The 16,950-nt window shown below is 67.7% G+C and carries 20 protein-coding genes; 9 read left to right on the forward strand and 11 right to left on the reverse strand.

Annotated features, from left to right (window positions below):
* Positions 1-6: 6 nt before the first annotated feature.
* Entirely contained in the window at positions 7-573 is a 567-nt protein-coding gene (locus ACSYHF_RS18450) for a GIY-YIG nuclease family protein (protein ID WP_005419685.1), read from the reverse strand.
* A gap of 133 nt (positions 574-706) precedes the next feature.
* On the opposite strand from ACSYHF_RS18450, the gene ACSYHF_RS18455 reads away from it, so the two are divergent.
* Entirely contained in the window at positions 707-1,489 is a 783-nt protein-coding gene (locus ACSYHF_RS18455; RefSeq protein WP_447575916.1) for a D-alanyl-D-alanine carboxypeptidase family protein, read from the forward strand.
* Positions 1,490-1,502: 13 nt separating this feature from the next.
* On the opposite strand, the gene ACSYHF_RS18460 is transcribed toward ACSYHF_RS18455, so the two are convergent.
* Positions 1,503-2,096: a TetR/AcrR family transcriptional regulator gene (locus ACSYHF_RS18460; protein ID WP_032954567.1), complete on the reverse strand. Its 594-nt coding sequence runs from the start codon at positions 2,094-2,096 to the stop codon at positions 1,503-1,505.
* Positions 2,097-2,112: 16 nt separating this feature from the next.
* Positions 2,113-2,709: an NAD(P)H-dependent oxidoreductase gene (locus tag ACSYHF_RS18465; RefSeq protein WP_095378192.1), complete on the reverse strand. Its 597-nt coding sequence runs from the start codon at positions 2,707-2,709 to the stop codon at positions 2,113-2,115.
* Positions 2,710-2,834: 125 nt separating this feature from the next.
* On the opposite strand from ACSYHF_RS18465, the gene ACSYHF_RS18470 reads away from it, so the two are divergent.
* Positions 2,835-3,368, forward strand: a complete 534-nt coding sequence (locus ACSYHF_RS18470) for a hypothetical protein (protein ID WP_447575917.1) — start codon at positions 2,835-2,837, stop codon at positions 3,366-3,368.
* Between the two features lie 33 nt (positions 3,369-3,401).
* Here the strand turns inward: ACSYHF_RS18470 and ACSYHF_RS18475 are convergent, their stop codons facing one another.
* Entirely contained in the window at positions 3,402-4,229 is an 828-nt protein-coding gene (locus ACSYHF_RS18475; protein ID WP_329887928.1) for an isocitrate lyase/PEP mutase family protein, read from the reverse strand.
* Between the two features lie 165 nt (positions 4,230-4,394).
* Here ACSYHF_RS18475 and ACSYHF_RS18480 point away from each other — a divergent pair, with 165 nt between their 5' ends.
* The 4 genes from ACSYHF_RS18480 (at position 4,395) to accC (ending at position 7,835) form a co-directional block, all read left to right on the forward strand.
* On the forward strand, positions 4,395-5,123 hold the full coding sequence (locus ACSYHF_RS18480; protein ID WP_447575918.1) for a DOPA 4,5-dioxygenase family protein: 729 nt from the start codon (positions 4,395-4,397) through the stop codon (positions 5,121-5,123).
* Between the two features lie 351 nt (positions 5,124-5,474).
* On the forward strand, positions 5,475-5,918 hold the full coding sequence (gene aroQ / locus ACSYHF_RS18485; RefSeq protein WP_065186305.1) for a type II 3-dehydroquinate dehydratase: 444 nt from the start codon (positions 5,475-5,477) through the stop codon (positions 5,916-5,918).
* Positions 5,919-5,977: 59 nt separating this feature from the next.
* Complete coding sequence (gene accB, locus ACSYHF_RS18490) at positions 5,978-6,457, forward strand: acetyl-CoA carboxylase biotin carboxyl carrier protein (protein WP_019660824.1); 480 nt, start codon at positions 5,978-5,980, stop codon at positions 6,455-6,457.
* A 10-nt stretch (positions 6,458-6,467) separates the two neighbouring features.
* Entirely contained in the window at positions 6,468-7,835 is a 1,368-nt protein-coding gene (gene accC / locus ACSYHF_RS18495; RefSeq protein ID WP_065178826.1) for an acetyl-CoA carboxylase biotin carboxylase subunit, read from the forward strand.
* Positions 7,836-7,968: 133 nt separating this feature from the next.
* Here the strand turns inward: accC and ACSYHF_RS18500 are convergent, their stop codons facing one another.
* Positions 7,969-8,343, reverse strand: coding sequence for a hypothetical protein (locus ACSYHF_RS18500; RefSeq protein WP_005419699.1), 375 nt, complete (start codon positions 8,341-8,343; stop codon positions 7,969-7,971).
* Positions 8,340-9,305 (reverse strand): hypothetical protein, encoded by a 966-nt coding sequence (locus tag ACSYHF_RS18505; RefSeq protein ID WP_065178827.1) that lies wholly within the window; start codon positions 9,303-9,305, stop codon positions 8,340-8,342. Before ACSYHF_RS18505 ends, ACSYHF_RS18500 begins: the two co-directional genes overlap by 4 nt.
* Before the next feature lie 164 nt (positions 9,306-9,469).
* On the opposite strand from ACSYHF_RS18505, the gene prmA reads away from it, so the two are divergent.
* The 3 genes from prmA to fis all read left to right on the forward strand — a co-directional run bounded on the left by prmA (position 9,470) and on the right by fis (position 11,591).
* On the forward strand, positions 9,470-10,390 hold the full coding sequence (gene prmA, locus ACSYHF_RS18510; protein WP_338167899.1) for a 50S ribosomal protein L11 methyltransferase: 921 nt from the start codon (positions 9,470-9,472) through the stop codon (positions 10,388-10,390).
* A gap of 42 nt (positions 10,391-10,432) precedes the next feature.
* A complete protein-coding gene (locus ACSYHF_RS18515) occupies positions 10,433-11,200 on the forward strand; it encodes a DUF3426 domain-containing protein (protein ID WP_338167893.1) in 768 nt (255 codons plus the stop codon).
* A 115-nt stretch (positions 11,201-11,315) separates the two neighbouring features.
* A complete protein-coding gene (gene fis, locus ACSYHF_RS18520; RefSeq protein ID WP_005419706.1) occupies positions 11,316-11,591 on the forward strand; it encodes a DNA-binding transcriptional regulator Fis in 276 nt (91 codons plus the stop codon).
* A 184-nt stretch (positions 11,592-11,775) separates the two neighbouring features.
* On the opposite strand, the gene ACSYHF_RS18525 is transcribed toward fis, so the two are convergent.
* The 5 genes from ACSYHF_RS18525 to ACSYHF_RS18545 are packed head-to-tail and all read right to left on the reverse strand — an operon-like array spanning position 11,776 to position 16,924.
* Positions 11,776-12,771 (reverse strand): phosphatidate cytidylyltransferase, encoded by a 996-nt coding sequence (locus ACSYHF_RS18525; RefSeq protein ID WP_164230131.1) that lies wholly within the window; start codon positions 12,769-12,771, stop codon positions 11,776-11,778.
* Positions 12,768-13,397: a lysophospholipid acyltransferase family protein gene (locus tag ACSYHF_RS18530; RefSeq protein WP_338167894.1), complete on the reverse strand. Its 630-nt coding sequence runs from the start codon at positions 13,395-13,397 to the stop codon at positions 12,768-12,770. The genes ACSYHF_RS18525 and ACSYHF_RS18530 overlap by 4 nt, the downstream gene beginning before the upstream one ends.
* A gap of 13 nt (positions 13,398-13,410) precedes the next feature.
* Complete coding sequence (locus tag ACSYHF_RS18535; RefSeq protein WP_111128645.1) at positions 13,411-13,848, reverse strand: hypothetical protein; 438 nt, start codon at positions 13,846-13,848, stop codon at positions 13,411-13,413.
* Entirely contained in the window at positions 13,845-15,173 is a 1,329-nt protein-coding gene (locus tag ACSYHF_RS18540; protein WP_338167895.1) for a phosphatase PAP2/dual specificity phosphatase family protein, read from the reverse strand. The genes ACSYHF_RS18535 and ACSYHF_RS18540 overlap by 4 nt, the downstream gene beginning before the upstream one ends.
* Positions 15,173-16,924 carry a bifunctional alpha/beta hydrolase/class I SAM-dependent methyltransferase gene (locus ACSYHF_RS18545; RefSeq protein WP_338167896.1) on the reverse strand — a complete coding sequence of 584 codons (1,752 nt, stop codon included), beginning with the start codon at positions 16,922-16,924 and terminating at the stop codon, positions 15,173-15,175. Before ACSYHF_RS18545 ends, ACSYHF_RS18540 begins: the two co-directional genes overlap by 1 nt.
* Between the last annotated feature and the right edge of the window lie 26 nt (positions 16,925-16,950).

The raw sequence follows: 16,950 nt of genomic DNA on the forward strand, positions 1-16,950 counted from the left end.
CGCGGCTCAACCTGTGTACCAGCGTTGGACGTATTCAGGCAGCCAGGGCATTGGATCGATATCCAGTGCCCGGCAACCGTCGAGCGTGTCACGCAGCACGCCCTCACCGGGGCCACCGGGAATCCGCAGGCCTTCTTCTTCCGGAAGCTGCACCACAGCCCAGTCGTGCAGCCGGTCCATGCGCAGGCGCAGCGCCGCCTGCAGCCATGCCTTCAGCGGGTAACAGCGATAGCCTTGTTCACCCAACGCAGCAATTGCCAGCGACAAGGCCTGGTTGGCACCACGTACCCATTCAGTACGCCCCCCAGCCTTGTGCTGGATCGTCATCGGTGCCGGTGCGCGGTGCGCCTTGAACGGCGAACGCAGCTGCAGCTCCAGATCACGTGCATCGCGCTCGCCCTCCGCTTCCACCAGCGCACCGGCATCGAGATCGAAGAACTCGAACCATCGCCGATGCAATGCGCTGATGCGTCCGAGCGGATCACGTGAAAAGCCGATCTTCGCGTAGTCCTCCCACGCACACGGGAAGACGTAGGTGAAGACACGACCGTCGATGCGGATATCCGATTGCATGTGCGCAGGCTGCCTCGACCTCAGCCCGGGCGCAACCGGGCGTTGCCGTGGACGCTGCAGCGCTCCGGCAGTGCGGCTTCGTGCAGCCGGCACGAACTATTCTTGCTGACCGTCGCTGCCATCTCCGCCCGCCATGCCGTCTGCTGCGCCCGCCCCCCTACCGATTTCGTCCATCACCCTGGAAGCGGCAACCTCCGCGGTGATCCACCAGCACAACGCTGAAGCCGCGCGGCAACCGGCATCGCTGACCAAGCTGATGACCGCCTACGCCGCCTATGCGTGCGTCGAAGAGAACGGACGCTCGTGGGACGACCCGGTCACCATCGCCGCCGACGATGTGCATGCCGTGGCCGATGATGAAACGCGCATGGGCCTGGTGCCCGGCGAGACAATCACCCTGGCGCGCCTGCTGGAAGGGTTGATGGTGGTGTCCGGCAATGACGCTGCATTGGCGATCGCGCGCCACCTGGACGGATCGCAGGCCGCATTCCTGGAACGCATGAACCGTCACGCACGCCAGCTCGGGCTGCGCAGCACCTGGTTTGCCAGCGTGTCCGGCATCACCACACCGCACCATGTCTCCAGCGCGCGCGACATGGCGGTGCTGGCCGCCCGCCTGTTGAACGACCATCCGCAGATCCTGGCGATCACCGCGCAGCGCGCGTTCGCCCATGGCAGCTTCAACCGCAGCAACCAGAACGCCCTGCTCGGCGAAGACGGCGTGGACGGCTTGAAGACCGGCTACACCCAGGCCGCAGGCTTCTGCCTGGCCGCCACCGCGTGCCGGCCAGTATCCGGGCGGGACCAGCCGGTACGGCTGATCACCGTGGTGCTGGGCTCTGCAAGCCGCGACGCGCGCGACGCACTGGTGCACGACCAGCTGGCCGCGGGATTCGCCGCCCTGGCCGGCGGCTGACCGCTCGTGCGGCTCAGCGCCGCTTGACCGTCGCCACGATCAGCCGCTGCAGCTCGGCCACGGCACCGGCCTTGTCCAGCGCGCCGGCAGCCACGCCCTCTGAAAGGGCTTCAGCCGCACCGAGAATGGCCCAGCGCCCCGCCAGCGACACCGTGCCGTCGGCGGCGAACGGACCCAGCCAGACCTGGCAGTTGTCGATGAAATCCTGCTGGTAGCGCCGTCGCACCTCATGCAGTTCCGGCGCCCCCACCAGCGCGGCGAGGATGCCTTGCACTTCACTGCCCTGGCTGAGGACGCAGTCGATGTAGCCGGAGGCGATGGCCGCCGCCCGATCGACCAGTTGCGCCCGGGCGCGGCCGATGCGCTCGTGGAAGACCACGGTCTGGCGTCCGTCATAGTCATCGTAGAGCGCCGCCAGCAAGCCATTGCGGGTCACGAAGTGATCGTAGGCCACAGGCTTGGTCACGCCCGCCGCCTCGGCCAGCCGCCCCAGCGTCAACGCTCCGGTACCTTCTCCGCGGACCAGTGCCCAGGCCACATCCAGCAACTGGCGGGTGCGTTGCTCCCGGGTCATTCGGCGGCGCGTGGGGGTGGCGTTGGCGGGCATCGGCGGAGCACGGCGATCAGCGCATTGGAACACCAATTTTACGGCCGATCGCCAGCGCGGTCTGCAGATGCGCGTCAGCGCCACCGGTATCGGCGTCCAGCAGCAGGTGGGACGACAGCACGCGTGCGCCGCAATAGTCGAAGATGCCCATGTCGATCTGCGTCCTCATTGCCGCGTCGTAGCCACGACGTTCGACCATGGCTGCGTCGGCGCCGCCCAAGCCGACCAGATGCACATTCAGGCGCTGCAGCTTCTTCACCAGCCTGCCCTGCGCATCCTGTGCGTAGGCCCAGTCGTTGGTGAACACACGGTCGATCCAGCCTTTCAGCAGCGCCGGGAACGACCACCAGTACAACGGGAACACCAGCACCAGCGTATCGGTGGCATCCAGCCGCGCGTGCTCGGCAGCGACATCGGCCGGTACCGCGCCGGTGCTGCGGAACAAGGCCTGGTCCTGCGGGTTGAAGCGCGGATCGAAGCCTTCGGCCATCAGGTCGGCATAGGCCACGGTGTTGCCGGTGTCGGCCGCGACAATGGCATCACCGATGCGACGCGCCATCGCGTGGGTCAGCGAACCGGGCTCAGGGTGGGCGATGACAATGAGGCTGTGCATGGGGATCTCCAGGAATCGATACCTACTAATGGTAAGTAGCGATTCCTGGGAAACCAGCGCCACCGGTGGGACGCTGTTTTCGCGTCCAACGTATAGTGCAACGATGCCCTGTGGGACATCCGGACATGGATCGACGCCTGCCCCTGACGATACTGACGCTGCTGCTGTCGCTGTTGCTGCCATCCGCCTTCGCGGGTGACCTCAGTCCCAGTGACGCGAAGGCCCTGCGCGAAGATGTGCGCGCCCTGATGACTGCCTACGCCCGCGGCGACGCGGACTTCCTCATCGAGCGCACGCATCCCAGCCTCAAGCGGCTGGCCGGCGGCGATGAGGCCTTCCAGGCGATCACCCGCGATGCGTTGAAGAAGCAGCACAGCGGCGGCGTGGTGGTCATCAGCGAAGACGTCGGTGTGCCGACCCGGACCTATGCGGCCGGGGAGGAAGAAGTCTGCTTCGTGCCACGCCAATCCCTGGTACGGGTGCGTGAAGCCCCGATGCGCAGCACCACGTTCATGGTGGCCGTGCGCCGCATTGGCGGTTCCGGGTGGACGTATCTGGACGGCACGGGGCTGCAGGACAATCCGCGCCTGCTTCGCCAACTGCTGCCAGCGCTGGAACCCGGCGTGATCCTGCCCAAGCGGGAGATCGAGGCGTTGTAGTCGCCGGCCCTTCCCGTCATGCAGGGCGCGGGGCTACTGGAACAACGCGTTCAAGGCAGCCCCGGACGCCGCCTGCTGCAGGCCATCGAAGCGTCCGTCCTGCACGATCGGCTGGGTCGCCTGCATCAGTCCAGCCCACGCGGCACGCGCCAGCGCACCGCCCAGGCTGACCCGGCGAACGCCAAGTGCGGCGATGTCCTGCAGGCTCAGTGCTGTGGGGCCAGCGACCAGCAGGTTCACCGGCTTGGAGCCCGCGGCGGCGACCACCGCACTGATCTGCTCGCGCGTACTGATGCCCGGTGCGTACAGCACATCGGCTCCGGCCTCGGCATAGGCACGCAGGCGCCGCAGGGTGTCCTGCAGATCCGGTGCGCCCACGAAGAAGTTCTCCGCTCGCCCGACCAGCAGCACGTCGCCGCCCGCGCGGTCGATGGCCGCACGCGCCGCGCGCAATCGCTCGACCGCCTGCTCGATGGGCCTCAGTGGTGCATCGGCCAGGCCGCTGGCGTCCTCGATCGACAACGCCGCAATGCCGGTATCGAGCGCTGCGGCCACCGCCTCCTCCACCGCCTGTGGCGTAGCGCCGAAACCATCACCGAAGTCGGCATTCAACGGCAACGGGGTCGCCGCCGCCATCAATCGCAGGTGCTCCAGCGTGGCCTGCAGCGATACCGCGCCGTCCGGCCGCCCCTCACTCCAGGCGCAGCCGGCACTGGTCGTGGCCAGGGCCTGGAAGCCCTGCCGTTGCAGATAGCGCGCACTGCCCACGTCCCACGGATTGGGCAGCACGAAGCATCCTGCTGCATGCAACTGGCGGAAGCTGGCGCGCTTGCGCAGGGTGTCGGCATCAGGCGAGGCCATGGCGGGCTCCGGGGCGGCAGACCTGCACCCTAGCCCGCCGTTCGGTCGCGCTCAAGGCGACGAAGGCAGCCGCGCATGAAGTGATGCCGGCTGCTTATTGGACGCCACCGGCAGCCCTGCCCGAGCGTGGACGCCTGCCCCCACAATGCCGCCACGGAGCCCCTCATGCACCCGGACCCGCAGCCCCTCATCGACGCGGGCGACGATGACGCCCACTGGGCCGACCTGCTCTCGCCCGCCCGCCGGCGCCTGATCGCGTCGGCCGGCCAGGCCGCCGGCGGCCTGGCCAGCGCGTCCACCGCCACCGCCGCCGCGCGCGTCGGCAGCGCCGTGAACACCACCGAACCCGGGCGACCTGGCTTCCGCGCCATCGTTCCGCCAGCGCCCAAGGGCCGCAGCCCCTGGGGCCAGGCCACGGCCAGCGAACCGACCCCGCGCCCGGCCAGCGTGCGCCCCGGCGAGGCCACGTTGCCCACCGCCCCGCGCGCCTACACCGACATCAAGAGCTACCACGCCCATATCTATTTCAACGAGGACAGCTTCGAGAAGGCAGCCCTGCTGCGGCGCTGGGCCGCCGAGCGCTTCCCGGTGGAGCTGGGCAACTGGAACCTGGAGCCGCGTGGCCCGCACGTCACGCCCTCTTTCTACTTCGGCTTCACCAACGACCTGCTGCCGGTGCTGGTGCCGTGGCTGCAGCTCAACAGCCTGGGGCTGACCATCCTGATCCACCCCAATACCGGCGACGGTCGCGCCGATCACCTGTATTACGCCTTGTGGGTGAACCGCGCGCAGCCGGTGAACGCCTACAACTGGCCGGCGCCACAACCGGGGGAACAGGAGCCGTTGGAGGAGGTATTCCCGAACGTGGTGCCGACGGTGCCGCTGGAAACCTGAGCGGATGTCCGATTGGGGCGCTGGGGGTGTGCAGCGCACCTTGGGCAGCCCCCTCGGTGGCTGCGTAGCTTGCTGCGCACCGCACTTCCTTCATCCACGCATGGCGTGGATCTACCGCATCATGGGCCGTTGCGGCATCGCCCCTCGCCCGGCCCTGCCGTGATCGTCGGCCTATGTGCTCGCATCCACCGCCTGCACGACGTTCAGCGCGCCTTGATCCGGCGTCCGCCATACAGCCACAGGCCCTCCGGCACGTTTCAAACATACGATTGAAACGCTGCAAACTTCGCCGAACTGGACAGCATCCACCGGTTCCGCCAGACTGCCGCCCTTTCCCGTCTTCCGGATCCCATGGCGAAGCTGCTGGTCCTGCACGGCCCCAACCTCAACCTGCTCGGCACCCGCGAGCCGGAGGTGTACGGCCACACCACGCTGGCCGACATCGACCAGGCCCTGGCCGCGCAGGCATCGGCTGCCGGGCACGCCGTGGAGAGCCTGCAGTCCAACGCCGAGCATGTGCTGGTCGACCGCGTGCAGGCTGCGCGCAACGACGGAACCGCTTTCATCCTGATCAACCCCGCCGCCTTCACCCACACCTCGGTGGCCCTGCGCGATGCGCTGGCAGCGGTGGCGGTGCCGTTCATCGAGATCCACCTGTCCAACCCGCATACCCGCGAACCCTTCCGCCAGCACAGCTACTTCAGTGACAAGGCGGTGGGCGTGGTGTGCGGCTTCGGTGCCGACAGCTACCGCTACGCGATGGACGCGGCGCTGCTGCGCGTATCCGCCACCTGATTGTCGACCCGGGCGCCCACGGCGCTCTCCTCACCTAGATAGAAACCAAAGAGGCCCTCATGGATCTGCGCAAAATCAAGAAGCTGATCGACCTGCTGGAAGAGTCGAACCTGGCTGAAATCGAAATCAAGGAAGGCGAAGAGTCGGTGCGCCTGTCGCGCGCTCCGGTCGCTGGTTATGCCGCACCGGTCGCTGCTCCGGTGTACGCCGCCCCGGCGGCGCCGGCGGCGCAGGCGATGCCGATGCAGTCGCCGACCGAAGCCTCCACCGGCGGCACCGCCAAGCCGGGCCCGGCGCTGCCGGAAGGCCACGTGCTGCGCTCGCCGATGGTCGGCACCTTCTATGCCTCGTCCGCCCCGGACAAGCCGGCCTTCGTCACCGTGGGCCAGCAGGTCAAGGAAGGCGAAACCCTGGCCATCATCGAAGCGATGAAGATGTTCAACCCGATCGAAGCCGACACGTCCGGCACCATCGTCGCCATCCTCGGCGAGAACGGCCAGCCGGTGGAGTTCGACCAGCCGCTGTTCGTGATCGGCTGAGGGGCGCGCCATGCTCGACAAAGTCGTCATCGCCAACCGAGGGGAGATCGCGCTGCGCATCCTGCGCGCGTGCCACACCCTCGGCATCCGCACGGTGGCCGTGCATTCCACGGTCGACCGCAACCTCAAGCACGTGGCCATGGCCGACGAGTCGGTCTGCATCGGTCCGGCGCCGTCGCCGCAGAGCTACCTCAACATCCCGGCACTGATCGCCGCTGCTGAAGTCACCGACGCCCAGGCCATCCACCCGGGCTACGGCTTCCTGTCGGAGAACGCCGACTTCGCCGAGCGCGTGGAAGAGTCGGGCTTCATCTTCATCGGCCCCAAGGCTGACACCATCCGCATGATGGGTGACAAGGTCGAAGCCATCCGCGCGATGAAGGCCGCCGGCGTGCCGTGCGTGCCCGGTTCGGGCGGCCCGCTGGGCGATGACATCGTCGCCAACACCAAGATCGCCCGTGAGATCGGTTATCCGGTCATCATCAAGGCGGCCGGCGGTGGCGGTGGCCGTGGCATGCGCGTCGTGCACGCCGAAGCCTCGCTGAAGACCTCGATCGAAACCACCAAGAGCGAGGCCAAGGCCGCGTTCGGCAATGGCGAGGTCTACATGGAGAAGTTCCTGGAGAACCCGCGCCACGTGGAGATCCAGGTGCTGGCCGACGGCCAGGGCAACGCCATCCACCTCGGCGAACGCGATTGCTCGATGCAGCGCCGCCACCAGAAGGTGGTGGAAGAAGCACCGGCACCGGGCATCACCGCCGAACAGCGCGAGCAGATCGGCAAGGTGTGCGTGGAAGCCTGCATCCGCATCGGTTATCGCGGCGCCGGCACCTTCGAGTTCCTGTACGAGGACGGCCGCTTCTACTTCATCGAAATGAACACCCGCATCCAGGTGGAGCATCCGGTCACCGAAATGGTCACCGGCATCGACCTGGTGGCCGAGCAGCTGAAGATCGCCGCTGGCCAGAAGCTGTCGATCAAGCAGAGCGACGTGGTGCTGACCGGCCATGCCATCGAATGCCGCATCAACGCCGAAGACGCTGAGACCTTCGTGCCGAGCCCGGGCACCATCACCGGCTTCCATCCGCCGGGGGGTCCCGGCGTGCGCGTGGATACCCATATCTACAGTGGCTATCGCGTGCCGTCCAACTACGACTCGATGATCGGCAAGCTGATCGTGCACGGCCCGGACCGCGAAACCGCCATCGCCCGCATGCGGGTGGCGCTGAGCGAGATGGTGGTCGATGGCATCAAGACCAACATCGCCCTGCAGCAGCGGATCATGCGCGACAAGGGCTTCCAGGCCGGTGGACAGAACATCCACTACCTGGAAAAGCGCCTTGCCGAGCGCAAGAACAAGCCGATCGCGCTGACCTGATCGTCAGCCGATGCTGGACAAGGAAAGGGCGGGGATATCCCCGCCCTTTTCTGTTTTCCTTCCGGCAGCGCCGAGCCGTTCCCGGCTTGCGGGCGAGTGCAGCCGAGCATGGCTCGGCTCTACTGATGCGGCCTCAGCGCGCGTCCGCCGCGGTCGCCGGAATCTGCGAATTGGCCAGCGGCCGCACGCCATTGGGCGAGGTCGGATCGACGATCACCATGGTCTCGGTCGAGCCATCCGGCCACACTACCTGGAAAGTGCTGCCAGCCGGCAGTGAAGCGAACGGCATGCCCGTCTGCGCGCGATAGACCGCAGCGACCTGGCTGGCGCCGGCGCGGCGCACGTCTTCCTGCGCCTTCACCGTGGTCAGTTCCACCTTCGACAGATGCCGGTACCGATCCTCGTAGGTATCGATCATCAGCAGGCCGACCGCACCGGCAGAGTAGGCCACGAACAGCGCCACCCAGAACCAGAACTTGGCCCCATGCAGGAATCGACGGTAATTCATCGCCCGTCCCTCTTTCCAATCAATCGCTTGATCCATTCCTTCATTTTCCCAGCACCTTGCCGCGATACCGCAGCGTCATACACGAAATCCCGGAAATCCTGCGCTCCATCCTGCGAACAGATCCCTCCGTTCGCACAAAAACTGTTGACCAGCACGCTGTCCGCTCCACACGGTAGACCGAGTTCGCAGGCCGCAAGCCGCCATGCAAGCTCACTGAGCTGTTCGCCCGCCACCAGGCCGTCGAGTGCGCTGTCACCGGCGGCACGCACGCCCATGCCCGGCGCGATCGCCATATAGGCCTCCGGGTCACGCGAAGTGCGCACGCGCTCGACCAGGTCGCGGCGGTACTCGGCACTGTCATGCAACGGCTCACCCTCGGCGAACAACGATGCTTCTGCGGCCAGGTTGCCCTGCGCGGCCGCCTTGCGGCGTTCGGCCAGCACCAGCGCAGCGCCCAGCTTGTCGCCCGGAACGAAGCCGCCACACCGCTGCGCCACGCGCTCGCGGGCCTCGATCATCGCCGGCGCCGCGGTCAGGCCCAACCCGCTCAACACGTTGTTGTCCAAGCGGTAGCCACCCGGATCGAGTGCGTACTGCGCGCAATAGTCGTACACGCGGCTGAGCATCCAGCGCGCTTCATGGTTACCTGTATCGGCCTGCACGCGCAGTCGCTGGGCGTAGGCGTACAGATCGCTGGCGTCTTCGATGTCGGCGCGGAGGTCCAGCGGCAGGCCCGACGGCAGCGTGTTGCCGCGCTCGACGGTGGCCAGCCGGCGCGCCAGGGCTTCCGGCACCACCGGCAACGCCGCTCCGCTGTCGCGGCTGGCCACGACGGTCGGCAGGTCCGGCGACGGTGATGCCACGCCCGCCGCATGGCCGCTGGCCCGGTACCCGGCCACGCCCAGCACGGCCACCGCCGGCAGCACGAGCAACCAGGTTTTCAGGGTCGGGGCGAAGGCCATCGGCGGCGGTGAGCGTTCACGGCGCACAGGAAAGTGACGAGTTTAGCAAGGCCCGGCAGGCCTGTCTGAACTGCCCCCGTTCATCTCAAGGTGGCATCTCACGCGATACGGAGACGCTCCGATGGTCTAGCATGGCCCCCTTTCCCGTGATTGCCCCCACCGCCATGCCGTTCCTGGAACTGACCCTGCGCTGCACCGAAGCCACCCAGCCCCGCTATGAAAATGCGCTGGAGGACGTCGGCGCACTGGCCGTGACCCTGCTCGATGCCGAAGCCGACACCAGCAACGAACAGGCCATCCTCGAACCCGGCGTGGGTGAAACGCCGCTGTGGGACACCCTGGTGCTGAGCGCACTGTTCCCCGCCGACAGCAATGCACTGTTGCTGCTGGCCGCGCTGGAATCGTTCGATCCGGAACTGGACTGGAGCAACGGCAGCTTCCGCGCCGTCGAGGATGAAGACTGGGAACGCGCCTGGCTGGACCAGTTCCAGCCGATGGATTTCGGCAGCCGTACCTGGATCGTGCCTTGGAACCATGAACTGCCGGACGCCGCGCAGGCCGCCGATGCCGCCGTGGTGCGGCTGGACCCGGGTCTGGCCTTCGGCTCGGGCACCCACCCGACCACCGCCCTGTGCCTGCGCTGGCTGGACCAGCTGGCCGTGGACGGCCAGTTGCAGGGCCAGCGCGTGCTCGACTTCGGCTGCGGCTCGGGCATCCTCGCCCTGGCCGCGCTGAAGCTGGGTGCCGCCCAAGCGGTCGGCGTGGACAACGATCCACAGGCGCTGGTCGCCACCGCCGACAATGCCGAGCGCAACGGCGAGCAGGCGCGCATGCACGTGTACCTGCCGCAGGACGAACCGGTCGCCACCTACCCGATCGTGGTCGCCAACATCCTTGCCTCGGCACTGGACGCGTTGGCCGAGCTGCTGGCCGCGCGCGTCGCTGCCGGCGGCCGCATCGCCCTGTCCGGCATCCTGCATGGCCAGGAAGGCGAACTGCTGCAGCGCTACGCCGCGTGGTTCGACGACCTGCATGCGACCCAGGATGGCGACTGGATGCGCATCACCGGCATACGCCGCGCCTGATCGTGATTGAATGACCGCTGGATCCGAGCCCGCACCCTGAGCATGTCCGAGCCGAACCCGCCGCGCCGACCGTTGGCCACCTTCCTGCGCCCCGCGTCGGAAGGCGAGGCTGCACCTGCGACCGATTCACGCACCCCCGACCCGGCGATGGATGACATCCCGCCAGCCCAAGCCCGCGCCCCCCTCGAAGCGGCGCTGCCACCGATGGCGGAAACGCTACAGTGCGATGACATCGTCAACCCCGACGAAGCGGCCGTGATCGAACCCGTCCTTGCCGCTCCGGCCCCGCAGGCCGTGGCCGGAGATGCACCCAGTTTCCTGGGCACCTCGCGGCCACGCGCACTGCCGACGCCACGCTGGCACTGGGGGCTGGTCGCCGGACTGGCACTGCTGCTGGTCCTGCAGAGCGTTCTGGCCGATCGTGCGCGACTGGCCGCCGACGCCGGCAACCGCGCCTGGCTGGGCGCACTGTGCGGCGTATTGCGCTGCAGCCTGCCGGCCTGGCATGAACCCACCGCGTTCACCATGACCAGCCGCGAGATCCGCCCCGTGCCGGGCCAGGCCGGCGTACTGCAGGTGCAGGCCAGCATCCGCAACGATGCGCGCTGGGCACAGGCCTGGCCGGATCTGCGCCTGTCGCTGTCCGATGCCGATGGCCGGGTGATCGGCAGCGGCGTGTTCGCACCGGCGCAGTACCTCGGCGAGAACCCCGGCGCGGCCGTGCTGGAACCTGGCCAGAGTGCACGCATTGCGTTCCGCGTGCAGGAACCCGCCGCATCCACCGTCGCATTCACCTTCGACTTCCTCTGAGCAGGATAGAGGCGACCAGCCGTGGCAGGTCGGGCACGCTCGCGCTAGACTGGCCGCCACCACCTCGTCCGGCCGCGCGCTCCGCGCGCACGGGCCAACCGAATCGGGAATCCCCTTGAACGCTGTCCTCTCTCGTCCTGACAACAGTCGTGGCGCTCCCCGGCCACCGCTGCGTGAACACGTCGCCCAGTCCGTGCGCCGCTACCTGCGTGACCTTGATGGCTGCGACGCGGACGATGTCTACGAGATCGTGCTGCGCGAGATGGAAATCCCGCTGTTCGTGGAAGTGCTCAACCACTGCGAAGGCAACCAGAGCCGCGCCGCGGCGATGCTGGGCATCCACCGCGCCACCCTGCGCAAGAAGCTGAAGGAATACGGCATCAGCGCGTAAGCGCGCGTGGGTCGTGCCGGCCGCTGGCCGGCAACCCCATGAACGATGGCAGGAAGTTGCAGTTGCCGGCCAGCGGCCGGCACTACCGGTGGATCCACGCCATGCGTGGATGGAAGCCCGGCAAAGTCAACCGCCCCCGCCCGTCAGTAGATCCACGCCATGCGTGGATGAAGGCCCGGTAGGATCACCCGCCCCCGCCCGCCTTCCAGTAATACCGCACTACATGGAAGAACACGGGCGCGGCGAAGCACACCGAATCCAGCCGGTCGAGCATGCCGCCATGGCCCTCGATCATGTGGCCCCAGTCCTTGATGCCACGGTCGCGCTTGATCGCCGACATCACCAGGCCGCCCCAGAACCCCATCAGGTTGATCAGCAGCGACAGGCCGAACGCCTGCAACGGCGTGAACGGGGTGATCCACCACAGTGCCGCACCCAGCGCACTGGCACTCAGCACGCCGCCCACGAAGCCCTCCACCGTCTTCGACGGCGACAGCTTCGGCGCGACCAGGTGCCTGCCCAGCAGCTTGCCCCAGATGTACTGCAGCACGTCCGAGGACTGCACCACGATCACCAGGAAGGCAAACAGCAGCACGTTGCGCGCCGGGTCATGCCCGGGCACATGCAGGTTGAGCAGCAGCGGCACATGCGAGATGCAGAACACGCAGATCATCAGCCCCCACTGCACCTTCGCGGTGCGCTCCAGGTAGTGCGTGGTATCACCACCGATGGTCGACAGGATCGGCAGGAACAGGAATGCATAGACCGGAATCAGCAGCGTGTACATGCCGTACCAGTCGATCCACACCAGGTAGTACTGCCACGGCAGCACGATGTAGAACGCGGCCAGCAGCGCGTAGTAGTCGCCCGAGCGGGTCGGTGCCAGAGTGATGAACTCGCGCAGCGCGAACAGCGAGATGATCGCAAACAGTACGATCACCCCCGCGCGACCAAAGAACAGCGCCAGCCCGACCACGATCGCCATCACCCACCAGGCGCGGATGCGCGACACCAGGTTGGCGATCACTGCACTGGGCTGCCCACGCTGCCGCCAGCGCAGGGTCTCGGCCACCAGCGTGGCCAGCACCAGCACCGCGCCGACGCCGGCAAACAGCAGGCCGGTCTGCTGGCCCACGCTGCGCGCGGCCAGGTCACCGGACACGTCCATCAGATAGCTCATCCGCGCCCTCCATTCGGCGCCAGGTCCAGCAGCGCCTGCCGGCTGCGGGCCAGGAATGCGGCCTTGTCCTCGTCGGCCTGCAGCCGCAGCGGCGTGCCGAACGTAGCCGTGCACAGCAGCGGCAGCGGCAGGAACCGGCCCTTCGGCATCACCCGCTTCAGGTTGTCGATCCACACCGGCACGAACTCCAGCTCCGGCCGTTGCCGCGCCAGGTGGTAGATGCCGCTCTTGAACGGCAGCAGCGGCTCATCGCCCACATTGCGCGTGCCTTCCGGGAACAGGATCAGCGAGCACTCTTCGTCCACCGCATCGCGCAGCACCTGCAACGGGTCCTGCTGGCGATGCCCGGCCTCACGCTCTACCAGTACACCGTTGAATACCGCATCGATCAGGTAGCGGCGCAGGCCGTCGCGCTGCCAGTATTCGGCGGCGGCCACCGGGCGTACCTGTCGCCGCAGCGCGGGCGGCATCGACGACCAGATCAGCACGAAGTCGCCATGGCTGGCGTGGTTGCCGTAGTACACGCGGCGCTCGCTGGACGGCGCACAGCCGATCCACAGCGCACGGGCGCCCGTCACCACGTGGATCGCGCCACTGCAGGCGCGTGCAATCAGTTCGGCGAACATCGGTCCCTCCCGTTCACGTCTGCGGCCACACTACGGCCAGTACCAGTAGTGCGGCCTGCACTGCCGTCAGCAGGTACTGGCGCAGCAGCAGCCGGCGCATGCCGGCCCAACGCACGTCCCAGCCGCGCAGCGGCGCATCGGCCGGTGTGCGGCGCAGGCCACTGTCCTGCAGCAGCTGGTCGGTACGGCGTGCAGCGGCTTCGCCTTCCAGGCCTTCATCGCGCAACAGCTGCAGCAGGCTCGCGTCCAGCCCGACCCGCCATGCATGGTAGGCCTGCATGAGCCCAGCGCCCACACTGAGCAGCAACAGCCCGGCGGCGATCATCGCCAACCCCGCTTCGATGCCCAGCAGCAGCAGCGCCACCAGCAGCAGCCCCAGCGACAGCAGCGCGGGCCAGCGTCCCTGGCGCAGCAGCAGTTGCATGGTCGCCAGATCGGGAACGGCACTCATGCGCGCACTCCAGCCGCTGCGGTGATGGCTTGCAGATGCTCCGGGCCCAGCACGATGCCGGGGCGTGCCGCACGCACGATGGCGACCGCCGCTCCGACTTCCGCGGCACGGCCCGTGCGCAGCAGCCACGTCGCCACGCTGGCGGCACTGCGTGAGTAACCCAATGCGCAGCACACCAGCAGCGGCCCCTGTACCCGCAGCCGTTCGATGGCCTCGGCCGCCTCGCGCAACTGGTGCGGCGTGGGCACCACCAGATCCAGCATCGGCACGCTGGCATACGCCGCGCCCGGCGCGCGGCAGGACAGCTCGGCGCAGGCATCGACCACGCCCACCAAAGGTGCCGGCAATACCGTGCAGGGAATCCGGCCCAGCCACACGCCGTCCAGCACCGGCACCGGCTGCGGCGCACGCCGTGTCCACAGCCGCGAGTTGACCCAGGCGGCGCCCAGGTACGGTGCCAGCAGCCAGCGTGCCGCCATGGTCAGGCGACCATCGGCGCGCTTCTGGAACACCGCCGTACCCGGCCCGGCATAGGCCAGCGCCACCAGCATCAGCGACACCACCGGCCACAGCAGCCACAACGCCGTACCCCGCAGCAGGACCACCGGCACCAGCAGCACAGCGGCCCCCAGCAGGTACAGCGCAGCCAATCGCCACCGCTTGGCATGCCGTGCGATGCGCCAGGCATGCAGCGGTGGCGTGCCCTGCTCCGGCCACAGCCACACGCACAGCCAGCCGGCCAGCAGGCCGGTCGGGATGTCGATGAAATGATGCTGGAACGTGGTCAGCACCGAGACACCGATCAGCAGCGCCCACACATGCAGTACCCAGCGCCAGGCACCGTGCAGGTACTGCGCGAACTTCACCCACAGCACGATCAGCAGCACGATGTGCAGCGATGGCGCCTGGTTGAACGGCTTGTCGAAACCCAGCAGCACATCGAACAGCCAGCCGAACACGCCGCCGATCTCCGGCCGCTCGAAACTGAAGCGCAGCGGCCACAGCAGGAAACAGGTCACCGCGATCAGCTGTGCACTGAACAGCCGCAATGCGTGCCGGTCCAGTTCGAGGCGCTGCCGGCACAGGAAGAACGAGACCGCGTAGAACAGGTCGATCGACCAGTACGGCACGATCGTCCATGGCACGAACGGAATCTGCGTTTCCCAGCCGAACGCCATCACCGGCAGTTCGGCGTGGCGGCCGGCCATCCAGTTGGCGAAGCCGTAGCTGGCAAAGAAGAACGGGCCCAGCAGGGCCAGCCACAGCAGCGCGCGCCGCCAAGGGCGCCCCGCCGTGGCAAGCGGAGTTGCAGCCAGCGTCGCCATCACGCGGTCCGGCGTGCCAGCGACACAGTGAAGATGCCGAAGTCATCGATGCGCTGCGCCACTTTCTCGAACCCGGCCAGGCGCACCAGTTCATCCATTTCCTGCTGGGTGCGGCGGCGCATCACCCAAGCAGCGCCACCACGATGACTGGTCAGCGCGCGGGCGATGAACTCCAGCTGCGGGTGCCAGGGCTGGCCGGTGTAGGCCAGGTAGCCACCCATCGGCACCGTTGCGGCGATGCCCTGCAGCGAGCGCAGCACGGCGTCGTTGTCGGGGAACAGTTCGTACAGGCCCGATACCACCGCCAGCGTCGGCGCCGGATCGACCTGCGCCAGCTGCACCGGATCGAACGCATCGCCCTGTTCGAAACGGGCGATGTCGGACGCACCGAGGCGCTCGATCAACGCCTGGCCTTGGGTCACGTTCAGACCGCTGAAGTCGCGCAGCACGATGCGCTCGGCGCGTTGCTCGCCCTGGCCCAGCGCTTCCAGTACATAACGGCCATGGCCAGCGGCCACGTCCAGCACGCGCACCGGCATGCCCTGCCCATGCAGGCGCTGGGCGGCATCGCGCAGCAGTTCCTGCAGGTGCCGACCGCGAATGCGGATGCCGCGCCAGCCGATCGCATCCAGGTAGTTGCGGTCGACCAGGCGACCCAACGGGCCCTTGCCGCGTGCTTCGTCGCGATAGATGTAGTCCAGCGTGCTGCCCGAATCGAAACCGGTCTGCAGGCCCAGTGCAATGCCTTCGGACAGTCTGCCGCCAAAGCGCAGGCCACCGCGCACCACGCGCCAGCGCAGGTCGGCCAGGCTGTTGCGCTCGGGCGGCCAGGCCAGGATTTCAGACTCCTCAAATGTCGGCCCATGGCGGTGCGCATCGCGCCGCGACAACTCGCGCAAAGGTTCGGCGAATCGCGCCTGGATGAAGCTGCGGATACGTGCCAGTGCCGGTGCCCGATCACGCTCGCCCAGCGTGTCGTGGAAGAAGCCCGGCAGATGCACGCGCTCCTTGATCGGGCTGGACAAGCGCTCGTAGAAGCGGTCCTGCGGGCCACGGTGCACGACGAAGTCCGAGCCGGACACCAGCAGCTGCACCGGCACGCTGATGGCCTGCGCATCGGCGACGATGCGATCGGCCGCCTCGTACAGGCCCAGCAGCACCCGCACCGAGATTGGCCGGGTGATCAGTGGATCGGTGCGGTAGCTTTCCACCCGCGCCGGATCGTGGGTCAACCATTGCGGCTTGACGTAGCTGTTGACGAAGAAGTTGCCGCGCAGCTTCTGCATCAAGGCCAGGCCCGGGCGTGCGAACGGCACGTACAGCTTCACCTTGAACGCCGGGGAGGCCATCACCAGCGCGCGCAGGCGTGGCGCGTAGTCGTGCACCCAGGTGGCGGCGACCACGGCACCCACGCTCTGCGCGATCACCACGATGTCTTCCACCGCGATCCCATGCTCGGCGCCGATGTGGGCGATGAAGCTGTCCAGGTCGCGCACCAGCGCCGGAAAGCCCGGTGCATCGCCACGCGCGCCCGGCGAACGGCCATTGCCGCGCGCATCCCAGGCGAAGAAGGCGGTGTCAGGCAGGTCCAGCTCATCGACCAGGTGGGTGACCCGGCCGGAGTGTTCATGGCCGCGGTGCAGCAGCACGATGGCCTTGGTGGCCGGCGCTGCGGTGGTGCCCGCCCAGTACCGGTAGAACAGCGGTACCTGGTCGAAGCTGTGGAATTCCCGTTCCTGCGCCTGACGCATGCAATCTCCTGATTGTCTTTTTCTAT

The sequence above is a fragment of the Stenotrophomonas maltophilia group sp. P373 genome (assembly GCF_053295075.1).